Genomic DNA, 24,187 nt, shown 5'->3' on the forward strand with positions numbered 1-24,187 from the left:
GGTCACGGAGATGCCGCAGACACGTTGGCCATCTTTCTTGCCGCAGTGACCGAAACCGCTGCCGCACACTACTCGCCGGAGCAGATTCGAGCGTGGGCTCGGCCAGAAGCACGTGAGCTATCCACGTGGCATACGGCGAGGCAGGTACGGAACAGTTACGTGGCAACCGTGGATGGTGTGCCGGCGGGTTTCTCCGACGTGGACACTGCGGGATATATCGACATGATGTTCGTTGCCCCTAGCTACCTAGGACGCGGGGTGGCATGGCAACTGATCGCCCATGTGAAGGCCCGCGCGCGCCAACAGCAGCTGACGGAGCTGACTGCCGATGTCAGCATTACAGCCCGCCCCTTCTTTGAGCGCTCCGGATTCACCGTCGAGGCAGAACAAAATCGAGTGACGGCTGGCGTGCAGTTGACCAATTACAAGATGAAGAAGAGGCTCGTCAGCGGCGAGGTGTCCCTCAGCGGGCAGCTGGTTTGTCTCACCCAGGACCAAGCGGGAATTGTCCGGGACCATCTACAACTGCACCTTGACCTCACCCGCGCCGAACCGGGATGCCTTGCGTTCAACGTCACCCGGACGAGCAATCCCCTGGTGTGGCAGGTCGAGGAGCGCTTCGAGCACGCATCCGCCTGGGAAGCCCACCAGGAACGTGTCACCGGCAGTGAGTGGGGTCACGCCACCGCGGGAATCGAACGCCGCTACTCCGTGATCGGACTCTAGCCGCTCGCCAGTCCCGACAGGTATCCATCCGTGACACCCCCGGTGGGTAACCTTCTGCCTCCGCAATTCACGCTCCGTGCACGTCACTCACGGTTCCCTTCAGACACTTTCGAGGCGCGCTTGGCTAACGGGCGTACTTGCCGCGAATCTTTCGCGTGGGTCATTCGTCTCACGGGCACATGGGTCCACCCTGCCTGGACTCGATCGCATGGTCAGCTATCGTCGCCCGACGCCGCGATGCCCGTTGAGGGATCCCCAACTCACGTCGGGCGCTCAGTCAGGGTTCGGCTCGTGCGGCGGGCGTCCGAATAGCGGTACCGGCTTCCGTTCGGGGTTCCACTACAGCGGTAGAGCCGCACCCCGGTCTGCACTGGATCCAATTAGGGTGACCATATGACTTTGGAGCCCGTTGCCCTGCTCGCCGGCCCTCACGGTCGACGCCTGTGCCTCGAGTTCGTTCTAAAGAGAACCTGGGACAGTGAATCCTCAGACGCTCATGAGCTTCGTCAAGCCATTTTCTTCGCCGCCTATGATCTCGACCCTGGCCGAGAAACTTCGCGTGTGCTGTTCGGCCCAGGTCCCGAACAGTTTCCACAACCCACTCCTTCACCTGAAGACGTAGCGCGCCTCCTCGACACAGTGCCGCTCGCGGAGCCGCACGAAGGCGCCATGCTGCTCTCACTGACCGCCGCCGTGGACGGGGCCCGCTACTGGCAGGAGCCCGACGGCGAAGACGTACTCACCGTCGCACCCGCGCTCCACGCCGCGCTCGCCCGCATCGCGACAAGCATTGTGGCCTCGCCACACGCGAGGTGGTGGGCAACGCCATTGGACTCCGAGCAGTGGGCCATCACCTTCGTCGAAGCGGACGCCCCACACCCAGCGGCCAAGAATGGCGTCCGTCACACTCTTGAGCAGTGGAGGGCAGCACAGCTCGAGGAGGAGACCACCGCTAAGCGCGAGCGACCAACCGACCCCCGCGCCCCGTGGAGTGGAACCTGGTGGTCAACACCTCCTGCCGCTCTGACACGGACAACTCGGTCGTTGGACGGCTGGGGCCCTGTGGGCCTCCGGCTCATCGAAGATGGCTTTGGTTGGGAGTCGGCGACAGCCGAACAAATCGTCGTTCCCCGTGACGCGCGGGTCTACGAGATCGATGGCCCCACAGCATGGGCGAATTTGTGTCGACGCTACCCGTTGGAAGTCACGGCGTCCCGTCGTCACGACTGGTACCGCGCCACGGGCCGCATCGGCCGTTGGGCTATTCCGGACTGGACGCAGGTGCAGCACGACATTGACGCGGTCCACCTCTCGGCCGGCGGCTACCTGACGACGTCTGGGCGGGCCATTGCGGTCCAAGACGATCTGGCGACCGTGCTCGCAGGCTGGAACCCCGACCAGACCTACTGGTTCAGAGACGTCACCCGACGCACTTCAACCCATAAAGCCTGGATATACGACCAGAAGGCCGAGAACTGGGAACTGTCGACTGCTCGATAAGGGTTCTTTTCTGGGACAGACCAAGGTCGACGGTGCAGATGACGACGGAGCGGCGGGTGGCCGAGTCCGTTATGCGCCGTATCAGCGTTGCCGGTCAGGGAGCCTAGCACCGGGGTCTGCCTCGCGCTGATCGGCCGGGTGCGCCAGGAGTTCGGCTCGACGAAGGACGTCTGGTCCTAGACCGAATACAGAGTGCGTACCAGGAGGCCGCTCATCCGGCCTCTCCCCCTAAGCCGATGCGGCCTCATCCGTGGCGGGCGTCCCGTCCTGGACCTCGGGTGATCCGCCCATCATCGCCAGCATCGACCGGCTCCCGGAGCGGAAGAACACGATCAGCAGGGCGCCGGCGAGAACGATGGCGGCAATGTTCAGCCACGTCGTGTAGTTCCAGCTGATCCCGGCTTCGACGATGGTCAGGTTCCGATCGGCCGGCACAAGTGAGAGCGGAATGAAGAGCAGCTCGACCGCGTAACCAGCCAGCACCATGGCACCGTAAAAAATGGCGGTGATCCGTGCTGCCGGCTTCCATCCGTAGTACTTCTTGTAGATCAGGATGATCGGAATGATGATCAGGTCGGCGAAGATGAAGCTCACGACGCCGCCGAAGCTGATGCCGCCGTTCCACAGCACCGCCGCGAGCGGAACGTTCCCGACGGAACAGACGAAGCTGATCATGGCCAGCAGGGGGCCGATCAGCGGGCCGAGAAGGAACGACAGCGTTGGGTCGTTTTGGAAGAAGATCGCTTGCAGCCATTCCTTGGGCACCCAGGCCGCGAACGCACCCGCGATCAGCAACCCGATGACGATGTCTCGGAGCACCGCGGCCCAGTCCATCACGAAGTACCGCGAAACACTCGTCATCCCGGCCGAAGAAAATAGGCGCTGCAGGAATCCCCTGTCGCTCTGCACCGACATGTCCATTGCGGCATGCCCCTCCATCGAACCGGCAACACCTTTTTCTGCCTGCTGTCGGGCCGCGTCGACGATTCTGCCGCCCATCCACAGTCGGAAGCCCAGCGCCACCAGGATGATCATGATCGGACCGCCGACGAATTCAGCCAGGGTGAATTGCCAGCCCATCACGAACGCGAGGATGAGGCCGAGTTCCAGGACAAGGTTGGTGGACGCGATCTGGAATGCCATCGCGGACGTGAAGCTCGCGCCCTTTCGGAACAGGGCCCTCGCCAGGGCCACCGCAGCGTAGGAGCACGACGACGATGCCGCTCCGAGGATCGAAGCCACGCTGATCGCTCGCGGGGAGTCGTCGGCCATCAGCCTGGTGATCCGTTCCTTCCGCACAACGGCCTGGATGATGCCCGAGGTCGTGAAGCCGAACACGAGCGGCCAGAGGATCTGCCACGCCATCGACGCGGCTGTGAGCAGCGCATTCAGGATCGACTGAAGAATATCCACTGTATGACTCCCTGTGATTTCGTGCGGTCGCCACCGGCGACCGCCCTATCATTCCAGCACTATCACGTCCGTGCCGGATCGTTGTCACCGCCCTGGGTACGGGCGGCCTCCTGCTTCTTGAGTCATGCGAAGTAGCCGGCGATGGGAACGTCCGTGGACGAGTGCGCGATGATCGAAAGGGAGATCACGACGACGATCAGGTGAAAGAGGTGATCGGCGTCTGCATTGCCGCTGTCGAGTACCAGCAGCCCATAGAGTACGGAGGCGAACCCTTGGGGCCGAACCAGGCCGCGGTGGCGCGTTCCTCCCACGGTAATTTGCTTCCCCGGCGGATCACATCCGCACGCCGGTCGCCGTGGGGCATGAAGTCGGTGACCTCCACCGCGCCCTCGGCGGTCTCCCAGCGCGTGACCAGGATAAAGCTGTCTTCTTCGTACCGCCGGGATGTCGACAGAACCTCGCCCGCCGGTGCAAGCAGCCATCGCCCATGATCCACGGTGCCCAGTAGCGCGCCGAAGATGGACGGAGAGTCGAACCGAGGGAAGCAAAGCCAGTCACTGCTGCCATCCCGTCCCACCAGTCCGGCCGTGTGGCAGTCGCCGATCAGAGCGTAGTCCTCGATGTGCAGAGCCATTTCTGCAGTCTTGCAGAGGTAGTCTGTGCCCATGGTTGACCACATCGGGACTCTCGTCATACTCGGAGCGGGTGGGGATCTCACAAAAAGGTTGCTGCTCCCGGGCCTGGGCCAGCTGCTCAGTAGCTCCCGAGGCTATGACCTTCGACTGATCGGTGTCGGGTTCGACCCGATGACCGATGCCGAGTGGCGCGCCCGCATTGTCGAGTCATTCGCCCAGGGAGGACCCGGGAGCCCCCGGTCGACGAAGGTGGCACACAATTCGGTCTACCTCCAGGCAGACGTGACGAAACCAGATGACCTCACCCGCATCCTCGCTGCCACGACAGGCACACCTGCGCTCTATTTCGCGTTGCCTCCACACGTGACGGTTCTCTCGATAGCCGCGCTGGAAAAGGTCGGATTGCCGAAGGGCGCCGTCCTCGGAATGGAGAAGCCATTCGGGACCGACCTGCGAAGTGCCCAGGCGCTCAACCGGCAACTCGCCAAGCTTCTGCCGGAGAAGCACATCCATCGAGTCGACCACTTTCTCGGCAAGTCGACCGTGCTCAACCTGCTCGGTCTCCGTTTCACCAACCGCATGTTCGAGCAGGTCTGGAGCGCCGAACACATTGAGCGAGTGGATATCGTCTTCGACGAGGCCCTCGGCCTCGAAGGTCGCGCCGGATATTACGACAAGGCAGGAGCACTTGTCGATATGATCCAGAGCCACCTGCTTCTCGTGATGGCGCTCACGGCCATGGAGCCCCCGTCGAGTCTCGACGCCGACGACCTGCGCGGATCGATGGCCCAGGTACTGCGCGCCACCCACGCCTGGAAAGGCGACCCCGTTGCCGCTGGCCGTCGCGCTCGCTACACCGGAGGCACGATCGAGGGGCGGAAGCTCCCGGCCTACGTGAAAGAGGCCGGCGTGAATCCGGAACTCGATACCGAGACGCTCGCGGAGGTGACCGTCGGAATAGAGAATTGGCGCTGGGCAGGTGTTCCGTTCCGATTGCGCTCAGGAAAGGCTATCGCCGACAAGTGTCAAAAGATCGTCGTGACTTTCAAGGACGTACCGCACCGACCATACGGCTTCACCGGCAACCCCGGGCCCGCGCGACTCACCATCTCGCTGACCCCGGACAGCATCGAACTCGAACTCAACATCAACGGCGAAGTCGATCCCTTCACCCTCGACCGGGTCAGCCTGAATGTGCAACTCGCGAAGGGAGAACTCGGACCCTATGGCGAAGTACTCCACGGCATCCTCTCCGACGACCCCACCCTGTCGGTGCGGGCAGACGCGGTAGAAGAGTGCTGGCGAATCGTCGCGCCGATCCTTTCCGCCTGGCGGAAGGGCGCGGCGCCGATCGCCAGCTACCGAGCCGGCTCGGGAGGCCCCGCCGCCTGGCATCAGCATGTCGGAAGACGGCGGACCTGACAGACCAACGCCCATCCATTTCACACCGAAAGGGCCTACGAAGAAAAAATAGCGTGGATGCGGAAGTCTCACGTTGTGACGCCTGCACAAACGGATCAGGGCCTACGCTGCGATTAGTGAGGCCGTTTCCAACAGAAAAGGAAGAGAACATGCCAACAGACCAGTATCACGAGCCGCCTCAGGAGTTGTCTGCGGAGGTCCGCACGTTCGCCAGGATGTGCGCAAGCCTCTCCGAAGAAGCCGAAGCAATCGGCTGGTATGAACAACGCATAGCCGTTGAGCAGGATTCCGCCGCCCGCGCCATCATGGAAGATTCGCTCGGCGAAGAGTACAAACATTTCAGTATGGAACTGGAGTTTCTGCTTCGCGCGAAGCCGAAATGGCGGGAAATCGCTCAGGGCATCCTCTTCACGGACGGCGATATCGTCTCGCACGGCGAGAAGGCGGAGGCGGAAGCCGATTGAGCGCGCCGCGCGCGTTCGCCACAATGTAGCGGACAATGGCTCTTCACGCCTGACCGGGTGCTCAATTCGTTTCGAGAACAGGCGGGAGCGGATAGGTGTCCTTGCTACCCCTGTGGCTGTTGATCACGATCTTCGCTGCTGCCGGCACGGTCGTCTGGTTCGCCGGCATCCAACTGTCGAAGACCACCGACATCATCGACTCTCGATTCCACCTCGGCAGCGCGCTCGGCGGCCTCATCGTGTTGGCTGTCGCGACGAACCTGCCGGAGATTGCGATCACGGTCAGCGCCGCGATCAGCGGCAACGTCGATGTCGCCGTGGGGAACATCCTCGGTGGTATCGCCCTGCAAACAGTCGTCCTGGTCGCGTTGGACGCATTCGGCAAACGAGGCAAGGACGTCAAGCCCCTCACCTATCGAGCGGCCTCGCTCACGCTGGTGCTCGAAGCGATGGTCGTCATCGCGGTCCTCGTCGTCGTCGTGGCGGGAAGTCAGCTCCCGTCGACCCTCGTGTTCCTGCGGTTGGCTCCGGCCGGGGTGCTCATCGCCGCGCTCTGGGTCACCGGGCTTCTTCTGGTGCGCCGGGCTGGGGCGGGCCTTCCGTGGCACGAGAACGGCAACGCTCCCGCGAGCAGCCGGCATCAGGGCGGGCATCGTAATCGCACATCCAGTTCGAATCCAGACGCCAGTGGAAGCGGCGGCGGCACAAAAATGAGCACTGGGACGGCCGTAGCGATGTTCGCGGTCTCGGCAGTGGCGACCCTCGTCGCCGGCGTCGTTCTGGAGGTGTCCGGCGATGCCGCGGCGAACCAGCTGGGAGTCTCTGGAATCATCTTCGGTGCCACGATCCTGGCCTTGGCGACCTCGCTGCCCGAGCTCTCCACCGGTCTGCAGTCCATCAAACAGGGCGACGACAACCTCGCCATGAGTGACATCTTTGGAGGAAATGCCTTCCTCCCAGTGCTCTTCCTGATCGCCACTGTCATCTCCGGCAAAGCCGTGCTGCCCTCCGCGAGCGCCACCGACATCTACCTGACCGCGCTGGGCATCCTGCTCACCTTTGTATACGCCATCGGGCTCATTTTTCGGCCGATGCGCAAGATCGCGAGCATGGGCGTCGACTCCGTGGCCGTGCTCTGCCTGTACCTCGTCGGTATAGCGGGGCTCTTCACCATCGTGTCCTGACCGCGCGGCGGGCGTACCCGGTCCCCAATCGGCCCTGACGTCGTCACCACTCACAGGCATCCGTCCGACCCGGCAAGTCCGAGCGCCAGTGCGGGACACTCCACGATGCGAGTGAGGAGGGCACTGATGTGCCCGAGCGCGTGCGAGGCTGTGGTCGGATCATTGATCCCCAAGACAGCGCCCGCACCGCGATATCCACGATCTCGTGCACGCCATAGTCGACGTCCTGCGCGGCCGTCCGCTCGTAGCCGATCACGTGCGCGACGAACGGCGCGCTCGACGGCCTCCCGATACGCAGCGAGCTGACCGTCGCCGCTGCCCCACCAGTGGGCCAGCGGCGTCCACGTGACGATTGGCATTCAGTGCCACGAAGAACATGATGCAGGTGCGTGACGCGCACCGCGGCAGAGGCTCTGCGTTGGTCCGGATAACACGTTCATGGCGGATCGCGCGGCGACTGCAAGGACAGGGTCCCGGGGTCTCGGATATCCAATCCAGTCGCGTGACGAGAAGATCCCCGGTCGTTGATATCTGCGGCTGCACGACTACTTCAGGGCGTTCGATCGCTGCCTAGGCGTAAGGGAGAGGTAAGCCGATCAGGATCCTATCGATGCGCAAGGCAGCCAGGCGTCCAGCGAATATTATTTGGCGTTCCAGCATCCTGAGGTGGTTCCTGGAGCGTCCCGACCTCGAGGCAGGAAATGCGGCGTGGCACTCTTGCAGCACCGCGCCGCCACTCGGCAATTCCCCCGATTCTTGCCCCTTTTTGGGGACATCCCTTGTCCTCCTTTTAGAGGACATCAGCGCTACGTTACCCATGCGCCGTTGAACGCTCGACTGTGGGCGCAGATAAGAACTGAAGTGGCGAGATCTCATGACCCCCTAGTGGCTAAGCTGCCGCCCGCGGCACAGGCGGGAAGGAACGGACACCGACGTGAATCGCATCGTGGTTGTCGAGGATGAGCCTCTGGTGGGCCGTCTTCTCGGTCGCGTCCTCGGTGGCGCCGGATACACGGTCACTGTGGTGGGCACGGCGGTCGACGCCCTGACGGCGATCCGCACGGTCGACCCAAACCTGATTATCTTGGACCTCGTACTGCCTGACGGACGCGGCGAGGACGTCCTCGCCGAACTGATGCGATTCCGTCCGTCGAGTCGGGTCCTGGTCCTGTCCTCAATGACTCAGGTGGCTACCAGGGTCGGTGTCCTGAATGGCGGTGCGGTGGATTTTCTGGCCAAACCGTTTGCCAACGCCGAGCTGCTGGCCCGGGTCAATACGCGCATCCGAACGCCCACATCGTCGCAGGCATTGACCGCGACGGTCAGCCGCTACCTCCGCCGCGCCGGTGTCGAGATCGATCTGCAGGAACGGGAACTCGTGGTCGACGGGCGCCGAATCTCGCTGACGCAACGGGAATTCATGCTGCTGTTCCATCTCCTCCAGCGGGCGCCCGAGCCGTGCACCCGGGCCGAGCTGCTCGAGCGGGTCTGGGGGACGAAATTCGACACCGGCACGAACGTCGTCGATGTCTGTATTCGCCGGCTGCGGTGGAAGCTGTCAAACGAAATGATTGAAACGGTGCGCAATGTCGGATATCGGATCACGGCCTAAGGCAGTCCTCGTCGCCGCGTGGGCGGTGTTCGCGGGAGTGAACTGCTACCTCACCTTTGCGTTACCCGGCAAGGAGACCATCCCCTATCACCTTGTATGGGCCAGTTTTGCGCTCCTGTACGGACTGTGCCCGTGGCCCCGGCGTGCCACCCTGATCGTCTTCGCCATTATCACGACCGTTACCGGGGTCGCACTGGTCCGTCACGCACTGGCAGGGACCATCGGATGGGAAGAATGCAGCGAGATCGTCCTGATGAGCGGCATCATCTCGGTGCTGATCTGGCATGTGAACCGGCACTGGACCGCTCAGGCACGACTGAGGGCATTGCAGCAGGCCGACCGTCACCGCAGCGAACAGAGGGAGAACGCCGCCCGGTTCGGTTCGCACGAGGTGCGCACCCGTCTCACCATCGCCAATGGCTACGCGCAACTCATCGCCGACCAGTCGGTCGAGCCGACGGTGCGCGAGGACGCCGAGCTGGTGGTGGCCGAACTCGTCAAAGCGTCCGCATTGGCGACCAACCTGCTCACGCTGGTGCGAGTCGCGGAGCCGTCGGGCCCCGAGTCTGTCGACGTCGACCAGATGCTGGCCGAGGTCCTTCACCGATGGTCGGTGACCGCCGACCGAACCTGGAGCGCACAGTGCGCTGTCGGCCCCGTGCAGGGCGACAACGAGCGGCTTGAGGCAGTGCTGGATTGCCTGATCGAGAACGCGGTTCGATTCACCGGTCCAGGGGACTCCATCGCGATGACGGCGGACGCCCGGGGCGACGAGCTGGTGCTGACCGTCCGGGACACCGGGGCGGGCATCCCCGCCGCCGATCTGGATACAGTCTTCGATATCTTCCAGACTGCGTCCACGGCAGGCGAGCGGGCCGGTAGCGGGCTGGGCCTGGCCATCGTCAAGGCCGCCACGGAAGCCCACGGCGGAACTGTCTCGGTGGTCAGCTCCCTCGGAATAGGCACCACCTTCACCCTCCGATTGCCGCTACTGCTGTCCCCGGCCGCCGCGCTCGGAGAAAGCGCCTTCGATTCGGCTGACAGCGATCCTCTCGGGGATTTGATAGACGTCCGCAGCTGAGGCCGTCACGGGCCTCGTCGGGACCGGATTGGCTCAGCCCACGACAACCACATCGGACACGGCCGCGGGCTGCTCCAACTCGTTGACCCGGACGGCGGCGGTGATCTTCCACTGACCTGCCACGGGCAGTACGACCACGGCCCGGTAGCTGCCAGGTATCTTCCCGGGCTCGACCTCGGCGGCCAGCGGTCCGAGGCTCAGGTTCGGTTCGGCGACACTGACCTGCGGCATGGTGAGCGGCACGAGGGGATCGCCCCCAGCGTCGGTGAGGTTGAAGGTGATGACGTTGACCCCCGGAGCGCCCGGGCTGAACAGGCCCGTCAGGTGGCCCGTGCCGAGGTCCGCGAGCAACGGGGTCCCGACCGAGGCGGCCTGAGCCGGCTCAGCGGCAGTGTCGGTCGCCCGCGGGTTCTGCATCGTCAGGACTGAAGTCAAACCAATGACCAGTACCAACCCGACCGCCTCCAGGCGGATGGCCAGTGCCAGCCTTCGCCAGGCCTGCGACGTGATGTCCTCGCGCGCCAGGCGAGGGACGAGCACGAACCGATTCCACGCCGCGAGGGCGACGATCACCGCAACCATGCCTAGTTTGGCCAGCAATAGTCGACCATAAGCGCTGTCGACGAGGGCCGGCACCGAACCAACGATCACCACCGCCATAATGGTCCCGGTTACGCCCAGCAGGACGACGAGGCCACCGGCCAGGCTCGAGAACCTGCCCAGGATCACGGCGGCCGCGGCAGGGTTGTCCTTCCTCCGTCGGGCGCGGGTGAGGTGTAGGACCAGAGCCACGAGACCACCCAACCACACCGCTGCCGTCGCAGCGTGGACCAGGTCGGCGCCCATGACCAACCAGGCAGGTCCGAAGGTGCGGGTGTGGCCGACGGGCAGCACCGAGACCAATGCGACCCCGGCCCCCACCGTCCCGACCCAGAAGCCCACCCGGCCAGGCAGCCGCACCCGGAGGAGCATTAGCGACGTCCCGGAGGCGGCGAGGAGCAGAGCCACCGCTGGCGGTCCCGACCAGCCCGTGCTGAGGATCGCCGGATCGAACAGCGCGCCGAGACCTGCCCCCCGCACCCGCACCTCGGTGAGGGGCACCAGTAGGACGTAGGCGCTCACCGCGACGGCTGCGGCCCCCCGGCGCAGCCGCCGACCCACTGAAGTGGTACGGGCGACGAACAAGTCGAAGACCGTAAGACCCACGAGACTGAACAGGCCCAGATAGCCCAAAGCGGTGAGGACCGCGTACAGGATGTCCACCGATCGTGCGTCGGTCGGGGCGATGGTGGGGACCGATGCGCCGGCCCGGCCCACGGCGAACGCCAGCACCCCTGACTCAGGGTGCGAGTCATCGGAAACCACCCGCCAGCCGAGCACGTAGCTGCCCTCGGCGAGGCCGGACGGCAGGGTTGCCCGGACCGTCGCACCCACCGCCTCGACAGGCACTGTGCGATGGGCGTTGCTGCCGTCGTAGAGCTGGAAGCCGTCGGGGACAAGGAAGACCGGCTCGTCGAAGGTCAGCTCCACAGAGCTGGGCGCAGCGGCCAGCACCGCGCCCGCAGTCGGCGTCGTGGACAGCAGCTCGGCGTGCGCCGAAGCGGGTGCCGCGGGTAGCGCCAGGGTCAGGGTCAACGCTGCGAACAACAGCCCGAGGATCCGGCGGGCGAGGAGCCCTCGGTCTCGCGGTTCCCGGCCCCGGGTTTCGTGGGGAGTCCTTCTCGGCACAATCAACTCCTCGTCCTGCTTGAGGGTGCCCACGCTGGGCCGGTGACACCGCCACCCGGTACCGTATTCCGGGCGGCGGTGTCGTGGGGGGGTGCTAGTTGCCCGTCGTGAAGTTCCAGGTGACGGGCGCCAGCAGGTTGCCAGCGGTGTCCTTGATCCCGCTGCTGAGGGTGACGGTGTACTGGGTGTTGGCCCGCAGGGTGCCGGTCGGGGTGAGTGTCGCCACCCGTGTGGTGCTGGAGTAGCTGACCGCTGCGGTGACGGCGGCGCCGGTCGACGTCCGCTTGATGGTGAAGTTCCCGCTCGCCGCGGCCGGGCTCGGCAGACCGGTGACCGCCTCACTGAAGGTTGCGGTGATGCTCGCCGTCCGACTCACCCTGGTGGCGTTGACCGCCGGGGTCCGAGCCGTGACGAATGGAGCGGGACCGGTGATGAAGGTCCACGTCTTGGCGGTGAGCTGGTTCCCGGCCACGTCCTTGACCGCGTTGGTCAGGGACAGGGTGTAGGTGAGGTCGCTGATCAACGGGGCGTCCGGGGTCAGCGTGGCGATGTGGGTTTTGGCGTTGTAGGTCACCTTCGAGGCGATGGTCGCCGCCCCCAGCTTCAAGGTGAAGTTGGGCGTGCTGGCGGCGGTGGTGGGTAGGCCGGTCACGGCTTCACTGAACGTTGCCCGCAACGGGGTCCTTCCCAGACCGACGCCGGTGGCTCCGGCTACGGGGTTGGTGCTGGTCACCGTCGGGCTGGGTCCGGTGATGAAGTTCCAACTCGTCGCCGCCACCGAGCCTCCCGACACGCTCTTGATGTCCGCGGTCAACGAGAGGGTGTAAGGCGTGTCAGCGATGAGTGCCGACGTCGGGGTGAGAGTGGCCGTTTGCGTCGTCGCGCTGTAGGTCACCGCAGCCGGAACGGCCGTGGCGCCCTGCTTCAACGTGAACGTGGTGTTGCTGACGCCGGTGACGACCTCGTTGAAGGTGACGGCCGGCAGGACGTTGGTCGCCACCCCGGTCGCCCCGGGTAGGGGGTTCTGAGTCGTCACCTTCGGCGTGGTGGAAGCTGTGAGCACTGGCACGGACACCGTGTTCCCGGCCGCGTTCCAAGCTGTGACCCGGTAGCCGTACTGCCCGATCCCCGCCGTCTGGTCGGTGTAGGTGGTGACGTTCGCCAGGGTGGTGGCGAACGGGGCGTACGCGCCGAGCGTGCCATCGACCAGCGGCGCGCGCTCGATCTTGTAGCCGATCTCGTTCTTCGCGTTGCCCCAGGTCGTGGGATCGGTGATCGACACCGGGGTCCCGTCTGTCCAGCTCAGCAGCACGTCATTGGCGGGTCGGGTAAAGCTCAGCACTGACGTTTCGGGGAGGGTACGAGGGGCGCTGACAGAGATGGGCCTCATCATGTCCATTTCCTCGTGGCTGAGGATGTGGCAGTGCCACACGTACTCCCAGCCGTAGTTGGTCATGACGTTGCTGATCGGGGTGATCGGATTACCGTTCGTGTCGGTGTTGTTGAACCCGGCTTCGGTCCCGTTCGGGCCGGTCGTCGAGCCCTGTGCGCCGAGCGGCATCATCGGGTTGAGCGGCCGGATGCTGTCTGGGATGGCGAACGGGAGTTTCGGCAGGATGGGTCGGACCGCAATGATCGTGTCCTCCAATGGGCTGACGCGCACGGTGTCTTTCCAGCCGAGTTCTGTCGGTTCGGGCGGGATGATGATGTTGTCCCAGGTGACCCTGTTCAGCACCTGCACGTCGTTGAGGTGGAAGTGCAGCGGGTGGGTGTCCACGCCGTTGTGCGTGATCTTCCAGATTTGCGTGCCGTCGGCGTTGGTCGAGATCGGGGTCACATTGAGGCTGTTCGTCCCCGCGGTTCCGTCGAGTTTCTCCGTGGCGGGGTTGACGTACGGGTAGAGGATGACGTTTTGCAGCAGGGGTGTGGCTCCAGGCGCCTCCAACCCGATATTGCCGCTCATTCGGCCCCACTCGTCGAAGTTCGCTGAGTTCGTCTCGTCGTGGACGGCTTTACCCTCGATGGGAATGCTGAGCTGGGTGCCCGACAGGGTGTCGAACTTGAACTTGTCTCCTCCTTGTTCGGCGATCCGGGCGAAGCCGTCGCACTTGGCGGCGGGGTTGGTGGCCGTGTTGCAGTAGCCGCTGCCGACGAAGCTCGTCCCGTAGGCCTGGTTGTACGCGGCCTGACCGACAACGATCGGGTTCTGGCTGGACTCGAAGACGCCGGCGGGCTTGCCGGCCGCGTCGGTGTGGTGATCGAACGCCGCCATGAGCTTGCCCATCTGGTCAGCCGTGGTGTTCGGCCGGTCGAAGGCCAGTGCGGGTGCGGTGTTGGAGATCTTGACCTGCATGACCGATCGAGTGTCGGGCCCGTAGCCGGGCAGAGTGGTGGGCGCGCCGGCCGGGGACATGTCCGGTCCACCCGTGTAGTAGTCGTACCCGGGGATCCGGCCTGGGAACGCCGCCGGTGCGTCGTTGTAGAGAATCAGCGTCTTCCCCTTGTAGGCAGAGAAGTCCACGATCACGTCGGCCCGTTCGGCTGGTGCGAGCAGCAGCGAGTGCTGATCGACGTTGCCGACGTCGAATCGGGTCGCGTCGGTGATCCACGTCGTCTCGTGGGCGGGGACCACGGCCGGGGTCGGCAGGAAGCCGCCCTCGTTGCCGATCTGGATCCAGTCAGGGCCCTTGGGGCTCTTCGTGGTGTCCGGCGTCGGTGTGACGACCGGGTCGGTCTGCGCCAGGGAGACCTCGCTGGACTTCAGCGCGACCTCGGTGCCGGTGGCGGGATCGGCAACGTACCAGGACAGGTTCCAGAACCGGTCGTCGGAGCCGTTGAGGATCCGGAACCGGTACGTCTTCGGCTCCATGGTCGTCGTCGGGTAGGCGGTGCCGTTTACGACCGGTGTGTCGTGGAAGGCCTCCATGCCGACCGAGTTGTTGGGCGTCGAGGGTATCAGGGCCGGCTCGCAGAACTTAGCCACGTTCGGGTCGCAGGTGGGGTCGTAGTAGGGGTTGGCCATAGGCGGGTACTTGGCGTCCTTCGCCGGCGGCCAGAACCACGGGCCGTAGAACCAGCGACCGAACGCGCTCATCCCGCTGGGGTCGCCGGGGTTCTGCGCGGGCATGTAGACGTGCGGCTGCCAGAGGTTTCCCTGCCCGCCCCACTTCGCCGAATCCCAGGTCGGGTCGAGTTGAGCCATCCGCGTCGCGCTCGGCACGAAGGTCTTGTCCTGGATGGTGAGCGACGTGCCCATGCCGAGACCGTCAAGGGCGCCACCGGGAGCCATCAGCTTCTGTTCGGTGTCGTCGGTGATCATGTAGCCGGCTTCCTCGCCGGCGTACACGTTGAGACGCGTGATGCCCCACGAGTGGTCGTGGTAGAACATCATCCGTGCGCTCTGCTGGTTGGTGTAGAAGAAGGTCTCCGCACCGGGACCCGGGTCCGGCATGTCCGGCACGTTGCTGACGCTGACACCCTTCGGGTACGCGGTGTTCTCACCGGTCGGGGTGACCCACTGGTGTGGCGTACCGTCGCTGATCCACGGGGTGATGCCGCCGTGCAGGTGCAGCGTGGCACGGTTCTCCGAGTAGCACGTGGTCGGCTTCGGCGTCTGCCCGCACATCGGGTTGCGTACACCGTCGAGGACGCTCTTCTCGTCCTTCGCCATGTCCATCGGGACCTTGGTGGTGGGGTCGAGCGTCATCATGTCGGGCCCGGCACCAGCACCCATCACCGTGGTGTCGACGGGGAGGAACAGGTCGCCGGCCACGCCGGTCGGCAGCAGGTTGCGGAACAGCACCCGGACCGGCTTGTTCTTCGTGGCCATGATCGTCGGGCCGAGGTAGTGCGGTTTGTCCACCCCGGTGAAGCTGATGGGACTGTCGGGCAGGGAGGGGTCGAGGTTGGCGTTGCCGAGTGCAATGTTCTTGCCCGGGACGACACTGGTGGAGAGCTGGACATACCCGCGGAGAAGGGTGGCCGGCAGGTCACGGTGGAACTTCATCCGGTACTGCACGACCGCGATCTCGTAGTAGTCGGTGCCGGGGTAGGTGGTGGTGTCGGGCACTGCGATCGGGATGTACTGGCCCAGGTCGTTGGCGTTGGCCTCTCCCTGCCCAGGCAGGGTATCGACGAATTTCTTGATTCCCGGGGTGAGGTAGCCCGCTCCAGGAGTGGTGACCGCGATGTCGGTGACCGACCCCTTGACCGCCACTTTGGCGGTGGCACTGGCGCCCTTGTCGGCCGTGCCGACGGTGTCGGCGATCGTCACGGTCGGTGCTGAGTCGTAGCCCGCGCCGCCGCCGGTGACGTCAATGCGGGTGACGCCGATGGTGGCCTCGACATTGGCAGGCTGGGCGGGAGCGGTCTTGCTCGCGTCGGTGAGTGTCACGGTTGGGGCGGAGGTGTACCCGCTCCCCGCATTCGCGATTGCGATGCCCGTGACCACGCCGTTGACGTCCATCGTCGCGGTACCGGTGGCCTGCTCGCCATCGGGGAGGTCAGGCTTGGAGATGTTCAGCAGCGGCTGGGTTTGATAGCCCTTGCCGCCGTCGGTCAGCTTCAAGTTGTCAAGCTTCCCGCTGGCCAGTGCGTGAGCCTCGGACCCCGCAATGGGGTTCCCGCCCGTCAGGGTCACGGCAGGTGCGGTGAACCCGTATCCGGTCTCGTTGACGGCGATGCCTGTGATGACGCCGGTCGCGATCTTGGCGGTCGCCTTGGCCACCGTGGTCGGGGTGACCCCGGCGGTCGTGATCTCCACCGTCGGCGGGACCGCGTAGCCGGCACCTGGACTGGTCACAGTAACACCGGAGATGGCGCCCGTTTTCGGGTCGACCGAGGCCGTCGCTTCTGCGCCCGTGCCCGGGTCGGTGATGGTCGGCGTGACGTCGGCCCCGAAGGAGTAGGTGCGGTCGTGGGAGAAGTCCGGGTAGTTCGAGGCTCCAAGTTTGACCGTGCTGCTCGTGGCCGGCGCGATGTTGTTGGCCAGGGTCGTGTCACCGCTCGCCGGTGTGCTCAGGGTGTCGCCGTTGGCGGGGACGTCGGTGTCGACCGGGATTCCCTGCCCGTAGAACCCGATCACGTCGTCCTTCTGCACTGTCACCGCCGGCACGGAATAGGTCTCCACCTCTCCACTGGCCACGGTCGGCGTCGGCACCTTCAGTTCGTCGCTGGCGTAGACGACGCTGTACTCCCCCGCAGTACCGGTGGGGCGCAGTACCAGCGCATGGAAGAGGTTGCCCGCCGAGGTGGTGGGGCTCGATCCGGCAGTGCCCTGGTTCCAGCCCTGGAAGTCGTTGAGAACGCCGGCGGGCAACTTGGTGTGGTCGAGCACCACCAGCACCGGACCCACCTCACCAGTCGGCTTCGCGTAATCAGTCGCGTACTTGCGCTCGGTCAGCGGATTGCCGTACAAGACCGGTGTCGGGGTCCCGACGCTGATCTTCACCATCGCGTCCGCCAACGTCTGCGGGCTGTTCGCCCAGTTGGGGTATGGGCCGAAGTAGTGTGGCACCTTCGACATGTCGGTGGCGCTCGAGGGAACTGCGGCCTCCGCCACACTTGGTCCGAAGAAATTGCGCATCCCCCCAAAGGGGCCCATACCGCTGATCACCAACGCGAGCGCCACGATGGCGGCCGGCCCGGCCAAGCGACTCCTTGGGGCCCGGAGGAAGGGTGAGTGGGCAGATCGTTGCATGGTCGTTCTCCTGACACTCGGAGCGAGGGCTACGGACGTATGCGACGAGGATGCACACCGAATGTCTGCAACGAGCCGTTTATGACATAAGTGTCATCTTGTGGGAAACGGTGGCGACGTGGCCAGCGTCCGGCTGACCGCGTGTCTCTGACGGTTCACCTAGGTCTATCCGCGCAACGAAGAAGCGCGGATCTCAGCCCGGCGGCTGGCCGGTCCAACCGCGGTCTCGGACCACAGTCGTCCCAAAATGCCGGACGGGCCGCGGCCGTCAGTGCGCAGGTCGTAGATTGCCTGCACGTGCACACCGAGATACTCGGCGAGCTCGCTTGTCGTCAGTACAGGCTCTAGACCGAGCCCAAAGAGTCGTTCAGTATCCATAACCCGTAGGTATTCGAGGTCAATTGCCCCTCCCGCGAGGACAAGAAACCCTGATCAAACCATAGTTCGACTAGGGCGACCGGGACTTGAACCCGGGACCGACGGATTGCGACGGGCCCTTCCTGGCCGAGCGACTCTTCTTCCGAGACCTAGTTGCATCTTGACTGATCTCGATCTGATCAAGAGTTCCTTGCGATGTTTGAAGGACGCCCCGGTGGGATCACCGGGTGGCGCTTCGAAGATCCCGGTCATCGGCATGGACACCAGGTTCGTCAAGACCCACCCCGCGGCCTAACCCGCCCAAGGCGGGTGGGCGCGCCTCGCTGTGCCGTTCATGCCGACGCAAGAGGCGCATGGCGTTGACAATCACGATCAGCACAGACGCTTCGTGCACGAGCATTCCGATAGTCATCGTCACTCCGCCCAGGAGCACGCCGAGCAGGAGCACGGTCACGGTGATGAGCGCGATGGCAATGTTCTGTCGCATGGTGTTCACCGTGCGGCGGGCGAGCGATATGGCCTCGGGGAGCTTGAGCAGATTGTCGCCCATTAGCGCGATGTCTGCGGTTTCGACCGCGACGGCCGATCCGGCGGCTCCCATCGCCACCCCGATATTCGCCGTGGCGAGGGCGGGAGCGTCGTTGACGCCGTCACCGACCATGGCCACGACGTAGCCCTCGGCCTGCAGGCCGGTCACGACAGCGAGCTTGTCCTCCGGAAGGAGCGACGCACGCACCTCGTCCACACCGGTGACGGAGGCGACGGCATGAGCGACTAGTGGCGAATCGCCGGTCAGCATGATGACGAGCTTCACCCCGGCGGCGTGCAGGTCAGCCACCATCCGGGCGGCGTCGGCACGCACCTCGTCCGCCACCCCGATGACACCCGCGACGGTCCCGTCGAGCACGACGATCATGGGCGTGCGGCCGGCCTGGGCCAGCTCGGTGGCCGCCTGAGTCGCGGCATCCGTGTCGATGATCGAGTACTGCGCCAGCAGTGCCGGGTTGCCGATCAGCACGCGGCGGCCTTGTGTGGAGACCACGATGCCCTTACCCGGAACCGGCTCGGTTGACTCCGGCAGTCCCGCGCCGTCCAGACCCTCGCTCCTGGCGGCATCCAGAATCGCACGAGACAGCGGATGCTCGGAGCCGGCTTCGGCGCGCCCAGCCCAGCCCAGCACGTCGGCCCTGGTCAGGGCGGGATTCAGCACGACAACATCAGTGACCCGCGGGCGACCGATCGTGAGTGTGCCGGTCTTGTCCACGGCGACCGCGGTGATCTTCGCAGAGGTCTCCAGGAACTCCCCACCCTTGATCAGGATGCCGTCCTTCGCAGCCCGGCCGATGCCGGCGACGATGGACACGGGGATCGAGATGACGAGCGCTCCCGGACAGCCGATGACCAGCAGCGTGAGCGCCAGCACGATGTCCTGGGTGACCAGCCCGACGACGATTGCGAGAACCAGGATTACAGGGGTGTACCAGGCGGAGAACTGGTCCATGAACACCTGGGTCTTGGCCTTGGCGTCCTGCGCCTCTTCGACCCGGTGGATGATCCTGGCCAGGGTGGTGTCGGCGCCGACTCCGGTGGCGCGCACCTGCAGGAACCCGCTCCGTGCGACGGTACCGGCGAACACTCGGTCCCCCGCCATCTTCTCCGCAGGCATGGACTCACCGGTGATCGACGCTTCGTCGAGGGCACCGGCACCGCCGATGACCTCCCCGTCGACGGGGACCTTGGCGCCGTTCTTGATCAGCACCGTCTCGCCGAGCATCACGGCGGCGGCGGGCACTTCCACCTGCTCACCGTCGCGAAGGGTGATGGCGATATCGGGGGCGACCGCAACGAGTTCTGCCAGCGCAGATCGGGTCTTGTTCAGCGTCGCGGTCTCGAGGGCGTGACCGATGGCGAAGAGGAACGTCACCGCGGCCGCTTCCCAGTACTGCCCGATGATGACCGCGCCGATGGCGGCGACGGCGACCAACAGGTCGATTCCGATGACCTTCGCCCACAGCGCCCGCGCGGCGGTGATCACGATGTGGGTCCCGGCGACGATGGCCGCAGCCACCATCAGGATGTTTCCGACGATGTCGGTGCGGGCGATCTGAAGGACCACCAGCGCGGCGACGATCAGCGCTCCAGAGACGGCAGGGACCGCCCACCGGTTCGTCATCCAGGTCCGGATGGTTTCCATGGCATGTACCTTCCTGAGCTTCGACGTGCGTGGGCTCGGTGCTCCTGCCGACTCGCCGGCAGGAGCATCCGCCGAGGTCAGAAGGCGGCCACGCGCGCGCTGTAGCCGGCCTTGGCGACGACCGCGATCAACTCCTCGACGCTCACAGTGGATGCGTCGTGCTCGATTTCGATGCGGGCCGAGGCGAACTTCACCGTGACGGCGGTGACCCCGGGTACGCGGCCGACCTGCTTCTCGATCTTGGCCACGCAGGACGGGCAGGAGAAATCCTCAGCGCGCAGGCTGGTGTGGGTGATGGTTGGCGCGATGGCGCTCATGGTGTGGCCTTTCGATGGGAACAGCCCCGGAATTCCGGGGTATTTACGACGCTACTTCGCCCTCTGTGAGGGGACCATGACGGCGGTCACTTGTCCGCAGGTCACCGCCGAGGGGCTGCTGCTGCTGCGGACGCGGGTGAACCGGAGGTCATCTCGCCGCGAGCAGGCCATCCGCGTCGAGGACCGCGGTCCAGCGGCGTCCGGTGTCGATCAGGCCACTACGGCGGAGCCGGCTCATCGCGCGGGACGCCGATTCCGCGCTGGTACCGGCCATGGCGGCCAGGTCAGCCCGGCTCAGCGGTAGCTGGATCAAGGTCGTTCCGGGTGCGTCTCCCGGTACCCCGAAGGTGTCGGCGAGGCGCAGCAGGCCGGTTGCCACCCGTTTTGTGACTGTGGCTGAGGCTTGTTCCTGTTCGGCGGAGCGGGCGCGGGCGAGGCGACCGGACACGACATCAAGTACGCCGAGCGCCACCGACGGATGCGCGAACATCACTTCGCGGAAGGCTCCGGCGTCGATCTGCAGGGCACAGGTTGTGACCAGGGCGAGGGCCGTCTCGGTGTAGCCGCTGCCGCCCGCCCAGGTGAGGCCGCCGAGCACGTCGCCGGGGCCGAAGAAGTCCAAACTGGTGCGCTGTCCGGTGGCGGTAGTGCGGAAGGCCTTCACCTGGCCGGCTGCGAGCAGGTAGACGTGCTCGGCGGGCTCGCCCGCGCTGAACAGCGCCTCGCCCGCGGACCAGGCCAGCGACTCCATCCGCGCGCCGATCGACGCCAGCTCGTCGCCGGACAGGCCCTGGAACAGGCCAATCTGCTCGAGGATGCGCCGTTGCATGGCCGGAGGGCACGGGTGCGGTCGCCCACAGGTGCTGCGGAGCGGCACCGCGCGCAGAGGCAGCGCACGCAGGTGCGGCTTGGGTAGGTGCAGGGTGGGCCGCGTCACCGAGGCCTGCGTCACGGTGTTCGGCTTCTCACTCATGGCAGCACCTTGAGGATACAGTGGGGTCAGTTGGCGCGGGTGAGGCGGATCGTCCAGGTTTCGGGCCCGTTCTCGAGGTAGGAGATCAGGAATTGGCCGGGGCGGCTGCTTTCGAGCTGTCCGAGCAGCGGCAGCGGGTTGTGTGAGGCGATCAGGTCCAGGGCGAAGCCGGGTTGGATGGCGCCGAGAGCTCCGAAGATCGTGGCATGCCGAATGGCGTGCGGGATGGTGCGCGAGTCCAGGACGATCTGCTCGATGTCTTCATGGCCACAGGCGCAGGCGTGCGCTTCGGGCCGTGCTTCATGATCGGCCGGTTCGGCGCCGAGGCGGCTCGATGACAAGATGATCGGTTCGGCGGTCATGTTTTCTCCTTCAGGCCCGGTCGAATGACCTAGAGTTCCATTATAGAGGATGAGTATCCTTTTAAAAGGGATGTTCGTCCCGACAACAGCGCCGGAATGTGATTGAACCGGCAGGATTGAGGAGCAGGTGGCCACCAGGGTGTGCGCAGAATCGGAACTTGAGCTCGGCGAAGTGATTAAAGCGATCGTCGACGGCGTCGCAGTAGCCCTCGTGAAAGACAGCGCCGGCAACTGCTTCGCGCTCGGCGACATGTGCTCGCATGCCGACATCGCACTCTCCGAGGGCTTCGTCGAGGGCGACGACCTGGAGTGCTGGGCCCACGGCGGCCGCTTCGAACTGTCGACCGGACGGGCACGCACCCTGCCTGCCTCCGAACCGGTTCCGGTCTACCCCCTCACCATCGTCGACGGCGACGTCTACGTGGATGTCACAACCCTGGTCGACGTGGCCGCCTACGTCGCCTGACACGTGCGAACGGCGAGAAGAGCCGAGCCCGTATCCCGTGTCTTCCTAGGCCGAAGGGGTGCTGGCGGGCAGGTGCACCATGCAGAGGGTGGGCTGCACGAAAGGCTCCAGTCGAATGCTCGCTGCGTCATGACCGAAGGTGCGCACGAGACCCTGCATGAGGCCGAGGTGTACCGAACAGACCACATCGGGGTTGGCCCGCGCCTCGGCCCGGAACGGGCAGGCGGTCAGGGCGATCGCTGCCTCGGTGCTCCGCAGTTCGGGCTCGAAGCCAATCTCGGCGAACACCCGCAGCAGCGAGGACACGACGTCGGCGGCCGGAACGCCGGCCGCCGGACCGTCGGATTCCGCTGCATCCGCCCCTGCCGCGTACTGCCCTGACCAGTGCTCTCCGGCGCGAACCGCGCGGGCGCGGCCGGCATCGTCGTCTTCGCCGATCACAGCGGCGAGGCTCTGGGCGAGCTGCTGCAGGGCCGAATCAACCGGCAGCGGTGCTGCTACCGCACTGAACAGCACACGGGGTCGGCCGCGCTGGCCGACCCCGGCCACCTTGTGCTCGACGAGCCCGGCGGCCTCGAGCTGCTCCAAGTGAAAACGCGCGGTGGTGATGTGCAAGCCAAGGGCGTCGGCAACGGGGCCCACACCCAGCGGTACGGCTGATTCACTGATCAGGGCCAGCGCGCGACGTCGCGGCTCACTGGCCAGAGCGGCATGCCGGGCATCGCTCTGAGTGGTCGCAACCATGCGTTCAGAGTATCAGGGCGCGGTTAAACCGTCCCGGACGCGCGGTCATCCGCCGATGTAGGACATCTCGATCCTCTTGCCACCTGGTGAGCGGACCGCACCGGTCTGGGCGCTGCGCAGCTGGGAGGCGCGGTCGGTTCGCTGACGCCAGACGGCGCCCATCGCGGCGGAGATCTCCTCGTCGCTACTGCCGTTGCGCAGCAGCTCGCGCAGGTCGTGGCCCTCGCTGGCGAAGAGGCAGGTGAAGAGCTTGCCGTCGGTAGAGACCCGGGCCCGCGAACACGCGTGACAAAACGACTGGGTGACGCTGGAGATCAGGCCGATCTCACCCCCGCCGTCCTGGTAGCGCCAGCGCCGGCTGGTCTCGCCGGTGTAATTGGGGGCCACTTCTTCCAGCGGCAGTTCGGCGTGGATGCGATCGCGCACCTCGCTGGACGGCAGCACGGCACCCATGTCCCAGCCATTGCTCGTGCCCACGTCCATGAACTCGATGAAGCGCAGAATGTAGGGTGTGCCTTTGAAATGCCGGGCCATGTTGACGATGTCCTGGTCGTTCTGGCCGCGCTTCACCACCATGTTGATCTTGATCGGGCCCAAGCCCACCGCGTGCGCGGCATCCAGGCCCGCCAGGATGCGGGCGACCGGGAAATTGACATCGTTCATGGCACGGAATGTGGCGTCGTCAAGGGAGTCAAGGGATACCGTCACGCGCTTGAGGCCGGCGTCCTTGAGCGCCTGGGCCTTCATCGACAGGCCGGAGCCGTTGGTGGTGAGGGCGATGTCGACGGGCCGGCCGGCTGGACTGCGGAGCGCCGCGAGCATCTCAATGAGTTCCTCGAGGCCTTTGCGCAGCAGCGGCTCGCCGCCGGTGAGCCGAATCTTCTCCACCCCATGCGCAACCGAAATTCGAGCCAGCCGGGTCATCTCTTCAAAACTGAGCATCTCGTCCCGCGGCATGAACGCGAAGTCCTTGCCGAAGACCTCCTTGGGCATGCAGTAAACGCAGCGGAAGTTGCACCGGTCGGTGACAGACAGCCGGAGGTCGTGCAGCGGACGATTGAGGGTGTCGACGAGGCGGGTATCCGGGGTCGGGGCAGGTCCGACCGGCACTGCACCGGCCAGGGGCTCGATAGGGTGCACGGGGATCAGTGCGCCGGACATATACCGACCCTAACCCCGTGCGGTTGGGATCCGCCGCACCGATGCCGCCCGCGGATGGCTGGCCAACGCCGCATACGTAGTCGTCGACCCCGTCGGGCGTGCCGCGGGCGCTCCACGAGCGCCCCGTCC

19 protein-coding genes and 1 pseudogene are annotated in these 24,187 nt (G+C 65.4%); 8 read left to right on the forward strand and 12 right to left on the reverse strand.

Annotated elements, in window-relative coordinates:
- The first annotated feature begins 45 nt into the window (after positions 1-45).
- Positions 46-726, forward strand: coding sequence for a GNAT family N-acetyltransferase (locus QN350_RS00145; RefSeq protein WP_323507845.1), 681 nt, complete (start codon positions 46-48; stop codon positions 724-726).
- Positions 727-1,119: 393 nt separating this feature from the next.
- Positions 1,120-2,226 (forward strand): hypothetical protein, encoded by a 1,107-nt coding sequence (locus QN350_RS00150; protein WP_322139787.1) that lies wholly within the window; start codon positions 1,120-1,122, stop codon positions 2,224-2,226.
- Positions 2,227-2,454: 228 nt separating this feature from the next.
- Here QN350_RS00150 and QN350_RS00155 read toward each other — a convergent pair whose 3' ends face one another.
- Positions 2,455-3,639, reverse strand: coding sequence for a permease (locus QN350_RS00155; protein WP_322139786.1), 1,185 nt, complete (start codon positions 3,637-3,639; stop codon positions 2,455-2,457).
- A gap of 325 nt (positions 3,640-3,964) precedes the next feature.
- A pseudogene (locus tag QN350_RS00160) lies at positions 3,965-4,273 on the reverse strand (trehalase-like domain-containing protein); the annotation flags it as partial.
- Positions 4,274-4,304: 31 nt separating this feature from the next.
- Between QN350_RS00160 and QN350_RS00165 the strand changes: the two are divergent.
- The 3 genes from QN350_RS00165 to QN350_RS00175 all read left to right on the forward strand — a co-directional run bounded on the left by QN350_RS00165 (position 4,305) and on the right by QN350_RS00175 (position 7,344).
- Positions 4,305-5,696 carry a glucose-6-phosphate dehydrogenase gene (locus QN350_RS00165; protein ID WP_322139785.1) on the forward strand — a complete coding sequence of 464 codons (1,392 nt, stop codon included), beginning with the start codon at positions 4,305-4,307 and terminating at the stop codon, positions 5,694-5,696.
- A 149-nt stretch (positions 5,697-5,845) separates the two neighbouring features.
- Complete coding sequence (locus QN350_RS00170) at positions 5,846-6,160, forward strand: hypothetical protein (protein ID WP_134447109.1); 315 nt, start codon at positions 5,846-5,848, stop codon at positions 6,158-6,160.
- Positions 6,161-6,255: 95 nt separating this feature from the next.
- Positions 6,256-7,344, forward strand: a complete 1,089-nt coding sequence (locus QN350_RS00175) for a sodium:calcium antiporter (protein ID WP_323515574.1) — start codon at positions 6,256-6,258, stop codon at positions 7,342-7,344.
- Between the two features lie 43 nt (positions 7,345-7,387).
- On the opposite strand, the gene QN350_RS00180 is transcribed toward QN350_RS00175, so the two are convergent.
- Positions 7,388-7,744 (reverse strand): DUF2254 family protein, encoded by a 357-nt coding sequence (locus QN350_RS00180; RefSeq protein WP_323507807.1) that lies wholly within the window; start codon positions 7,742-7,744, stop codon positions 7,388-7,390.
- Between the two features lie 534 nt (positions 7,745-8,278).
- Here QN350_RS00180 and QN350_RS00185 point away from each other — a divergent pair.
- Together QN350_RS00185 and QN350_RS00190 are read left to right on the forward strand one after the other, a co-directional pair.
- On the forward strand, positions 8,279-8,956 hold the full coding sequence (locus QN350_RS00185; RefSeq protein WP_322139782.1) for a response regulator transcription factor: 678 nt from the start codon (positions 8,279-8,281) through the stop codon (positions 8,954-8,956).
- Complete coding sequence (locus QN350_RS00190) at positions 8,931-10,037, forward strand: HAMP domain-containing sensor histidine kinase (RefSeq protein ID WP_323515575.1); 1,107 nt, start codon at positions 8,931-8,933, stop codon at positions 10,035-10,037. The genes QN350_RS00185 and QN350_RS00190 overlap by 26 nt, the downstream gene beginning before the upstream one ends.
- Before the next feature lie 33 nt (positions 10,038-10,070).
- Here QN350_RS00190 and QN350_RS00195 read toward each other — a convergent pair whose 3' ends face one another.
- From QN350_RS00195 to QN350_RS00220, 7 genes are all read right to left on the reverse strand, one after another.
- On the reverse strand, positions 10,071-11,798 hold the full coding sequence (locus QN350_RS00195) for a CopD family protein (RefSeq protein ID WP_322139780.1): 1,728 nt from the start codon (positions 11,796-11,798) through the stop codon (positions 10,071-10,073).
- A gap of 61 nt (positions 11,799-11,859) precedes the next feature.
- A complete protein-coding gene (locus tag QN350_RS00200) occupies positions 11,860-17,415 on the reverse strand; it encodes an Ig-like domain-containing protein (protein WP_322139779.1) in 5,556 nt (1,851 codons plus the stop codon).
- A gap of 213 nt (positions 17,416-17,628) precedes the next feature.
- The gene (locus QN350_RS19920; protein WP_369125164.1) at positions 17,629-17,841 is read right to left on the reverse strand and encodes a helix-turn-helix domain-containing protein; all 213 of its coding nucleotides are present in this window, start codon (positions 17,839-17,841) and stop codon (positions 17,629-17,631) included.
- A gap of 220 nt (positions 17,842-18,061) precedes the next feature.
- A complete protein-coding gene (locus QN350_RS00205) occupies positions 18,062-20,035 on the reverse strand; it encodes a cation-translocating P-type ATPase (RefSeq protein WP_322139778.1) in 1,974 nt (657 codons plus the stop codon).
- Between the two features lie 77 nt (positions 20,036-20,112).
- Positions 20,113-20,352, reverse strand: a complete 240-nt coding sequence (locus QN350_RS00210) for a heavy-metal-associated domain-containing protein (protein ID WP_322139777.1) — start codon at positions 20,350-20,352, stop codon at positions 20,113-20,115.
- A gap of 148 nt (positions 20,353-20,500) precedes the next feature.
- Positions 20,501-21,325, reverse strand: a complete 825-nt coding sequence (locus QN350_RS00215) for a Crp/Fnr family transcriptional regulator (RefSeq protein WP_323515578.1) — start codon at positions 21,323-21,325, stop codon at positions 20,501-20,503.
- Between the two features lie 26 nt (positions 21,326-21,351).
- A complete protein-coding gene (locus QN350_RS00220) occupies positions 21,352-21,687 on the reverse strand; it encodes a DUF2249 domain-containing protein (protein ID WP_322139775.1) in 336 nt (111 codons plus the stop codon).
- 139 nt (positions 21,688-21,826) lie between these two features.
- Here QN350_RS00220 and QN350_RS00225 point away from each other — a divergent pair, with 139 nt between their 5' ends.
- On the forward strand, positions 21,827-22,153 hold the full coding sequence (locus QN350_RS00225) for a non-heme iron oxygenase ferredoxin subunit (RefSeq protein WP_323507808.1): 327 nt from the start codon (positions 21,827-21,829) through the stop codon (positions 22,151-22,153).
- Positions 22,154-22,198: 45 nt separating this feature from the next.
- On the opposite strand, the gene QN350_RS00230 is transcribed toward QN350_RS00225, so the two are convergent.
- Positions 22,199-22,897, reverse strand: coding sequence for a helix-turn-helix transcriptional regulator (locus QN350_RS00230; protein WP_322139773.1), 699 nt, complete (start codon positions 22,895-22,897; stop codon positions 22,199-22,201).
- Between the two features lie 45 nt (positions 22,898-22,942).
- Positions 22,943-24,058, reverse strand: coding sequence for a GTP 3',8-cyclase MoaA (gene moaA / locus QN350_RS00235; protein ID WP_322139772.1), 1,116 nt, complete (start codon positions 24,056-24,058; stop codon positions 22,943-22,945).
- Between the last annotated feature and the right edge of the window lie 129 nt (positions 24,059-24,187).

Source organism: Cryobacterium sp. 10I5 (assembly GCF_035019865.1).
In the GTDB taxonomy this organism is placed as follows: Bacteria; Actinomycetota; Actinomycetes; order Actinomycetales; family Microbacteriaceae; genus Cryobacterium; species Cryobacterium breve_A.

Coding starts and splice junctions, on each gene's coding strand:
- QN350_RS00150 (WP_322139787.1), top strand. CDS start 1,120: ATGACTTTGGAGCCCGTTGCCCTGCTCGCCGGCCCTCACGGTCGACGC.
- QN350_RS00165 (WP_322139785.1), top strand. CDS start 4,305: ATGGTTGACCACATCGGGACTCTCGTCATACTCGGAGCGGGTGGGGAT.
- QN350_RS00170 (WP_134447109.1), top strand. CDS start 5,846: ATGCCAACAGACCAGTATCACGAGCCGCCTCAGGAGTTGTCTGCGGAG.
- QN350_RS00190 (WP_323515575.1), top strand. CDS start 8,931: ATGTCGGATATCGGATCACGGCCTAAGGCAGTCCTCGTCGCCGCGTGG.
- QN350_RS19920 (WP_369125164.1), bottom strand. CDS start 17,841: ATGGATACTGAACGACTCTTTGGGCTCGGTCTAGAGCCTGTACTGACG.
- QN350_RS00205 (WP_322139778.1), bottom strand. CDS start 20,035: ATGGAAACCATCCGGACCTGGATGACGAACCGGTGGGCGGTCCCTGCC.
- QN350_RS00210 (WP_322139777.1), bottom strand. CDS start 20,352: ATGAGCGCCATCGCGCCAACCATCACCCACACCAGCCTGCGCGCTGAG.
- QN350_RS00215 (WP_323515578.1), bottom strand. CDS start 21,325: ATGAGTGAGAAGCCGAACACCGTGACGCAGGCCTCGGTGACGCGGCCC.
- QN350_RS00220 (WP_322139775.1), bottom strand. CDS start 21,687: ATGACCGCCGAACCGATCATCTTGTCATCGAGCCGCCTCGGCGCCGAA.
- QN350_RS00230 (WP_322139773.1), bottom strand. CDS start 22,897: ATGGTTGCGACCACTCAGAGCGATGCCCGGCATGCCGCTCTGGCCAGT.
- moaA (WP_322139772.1), bottom strand. CDS start 24,058: ATGTCCGGCGCACTGATCCCCGTGCACCCTATCGAGCCCCTGGCCGGT.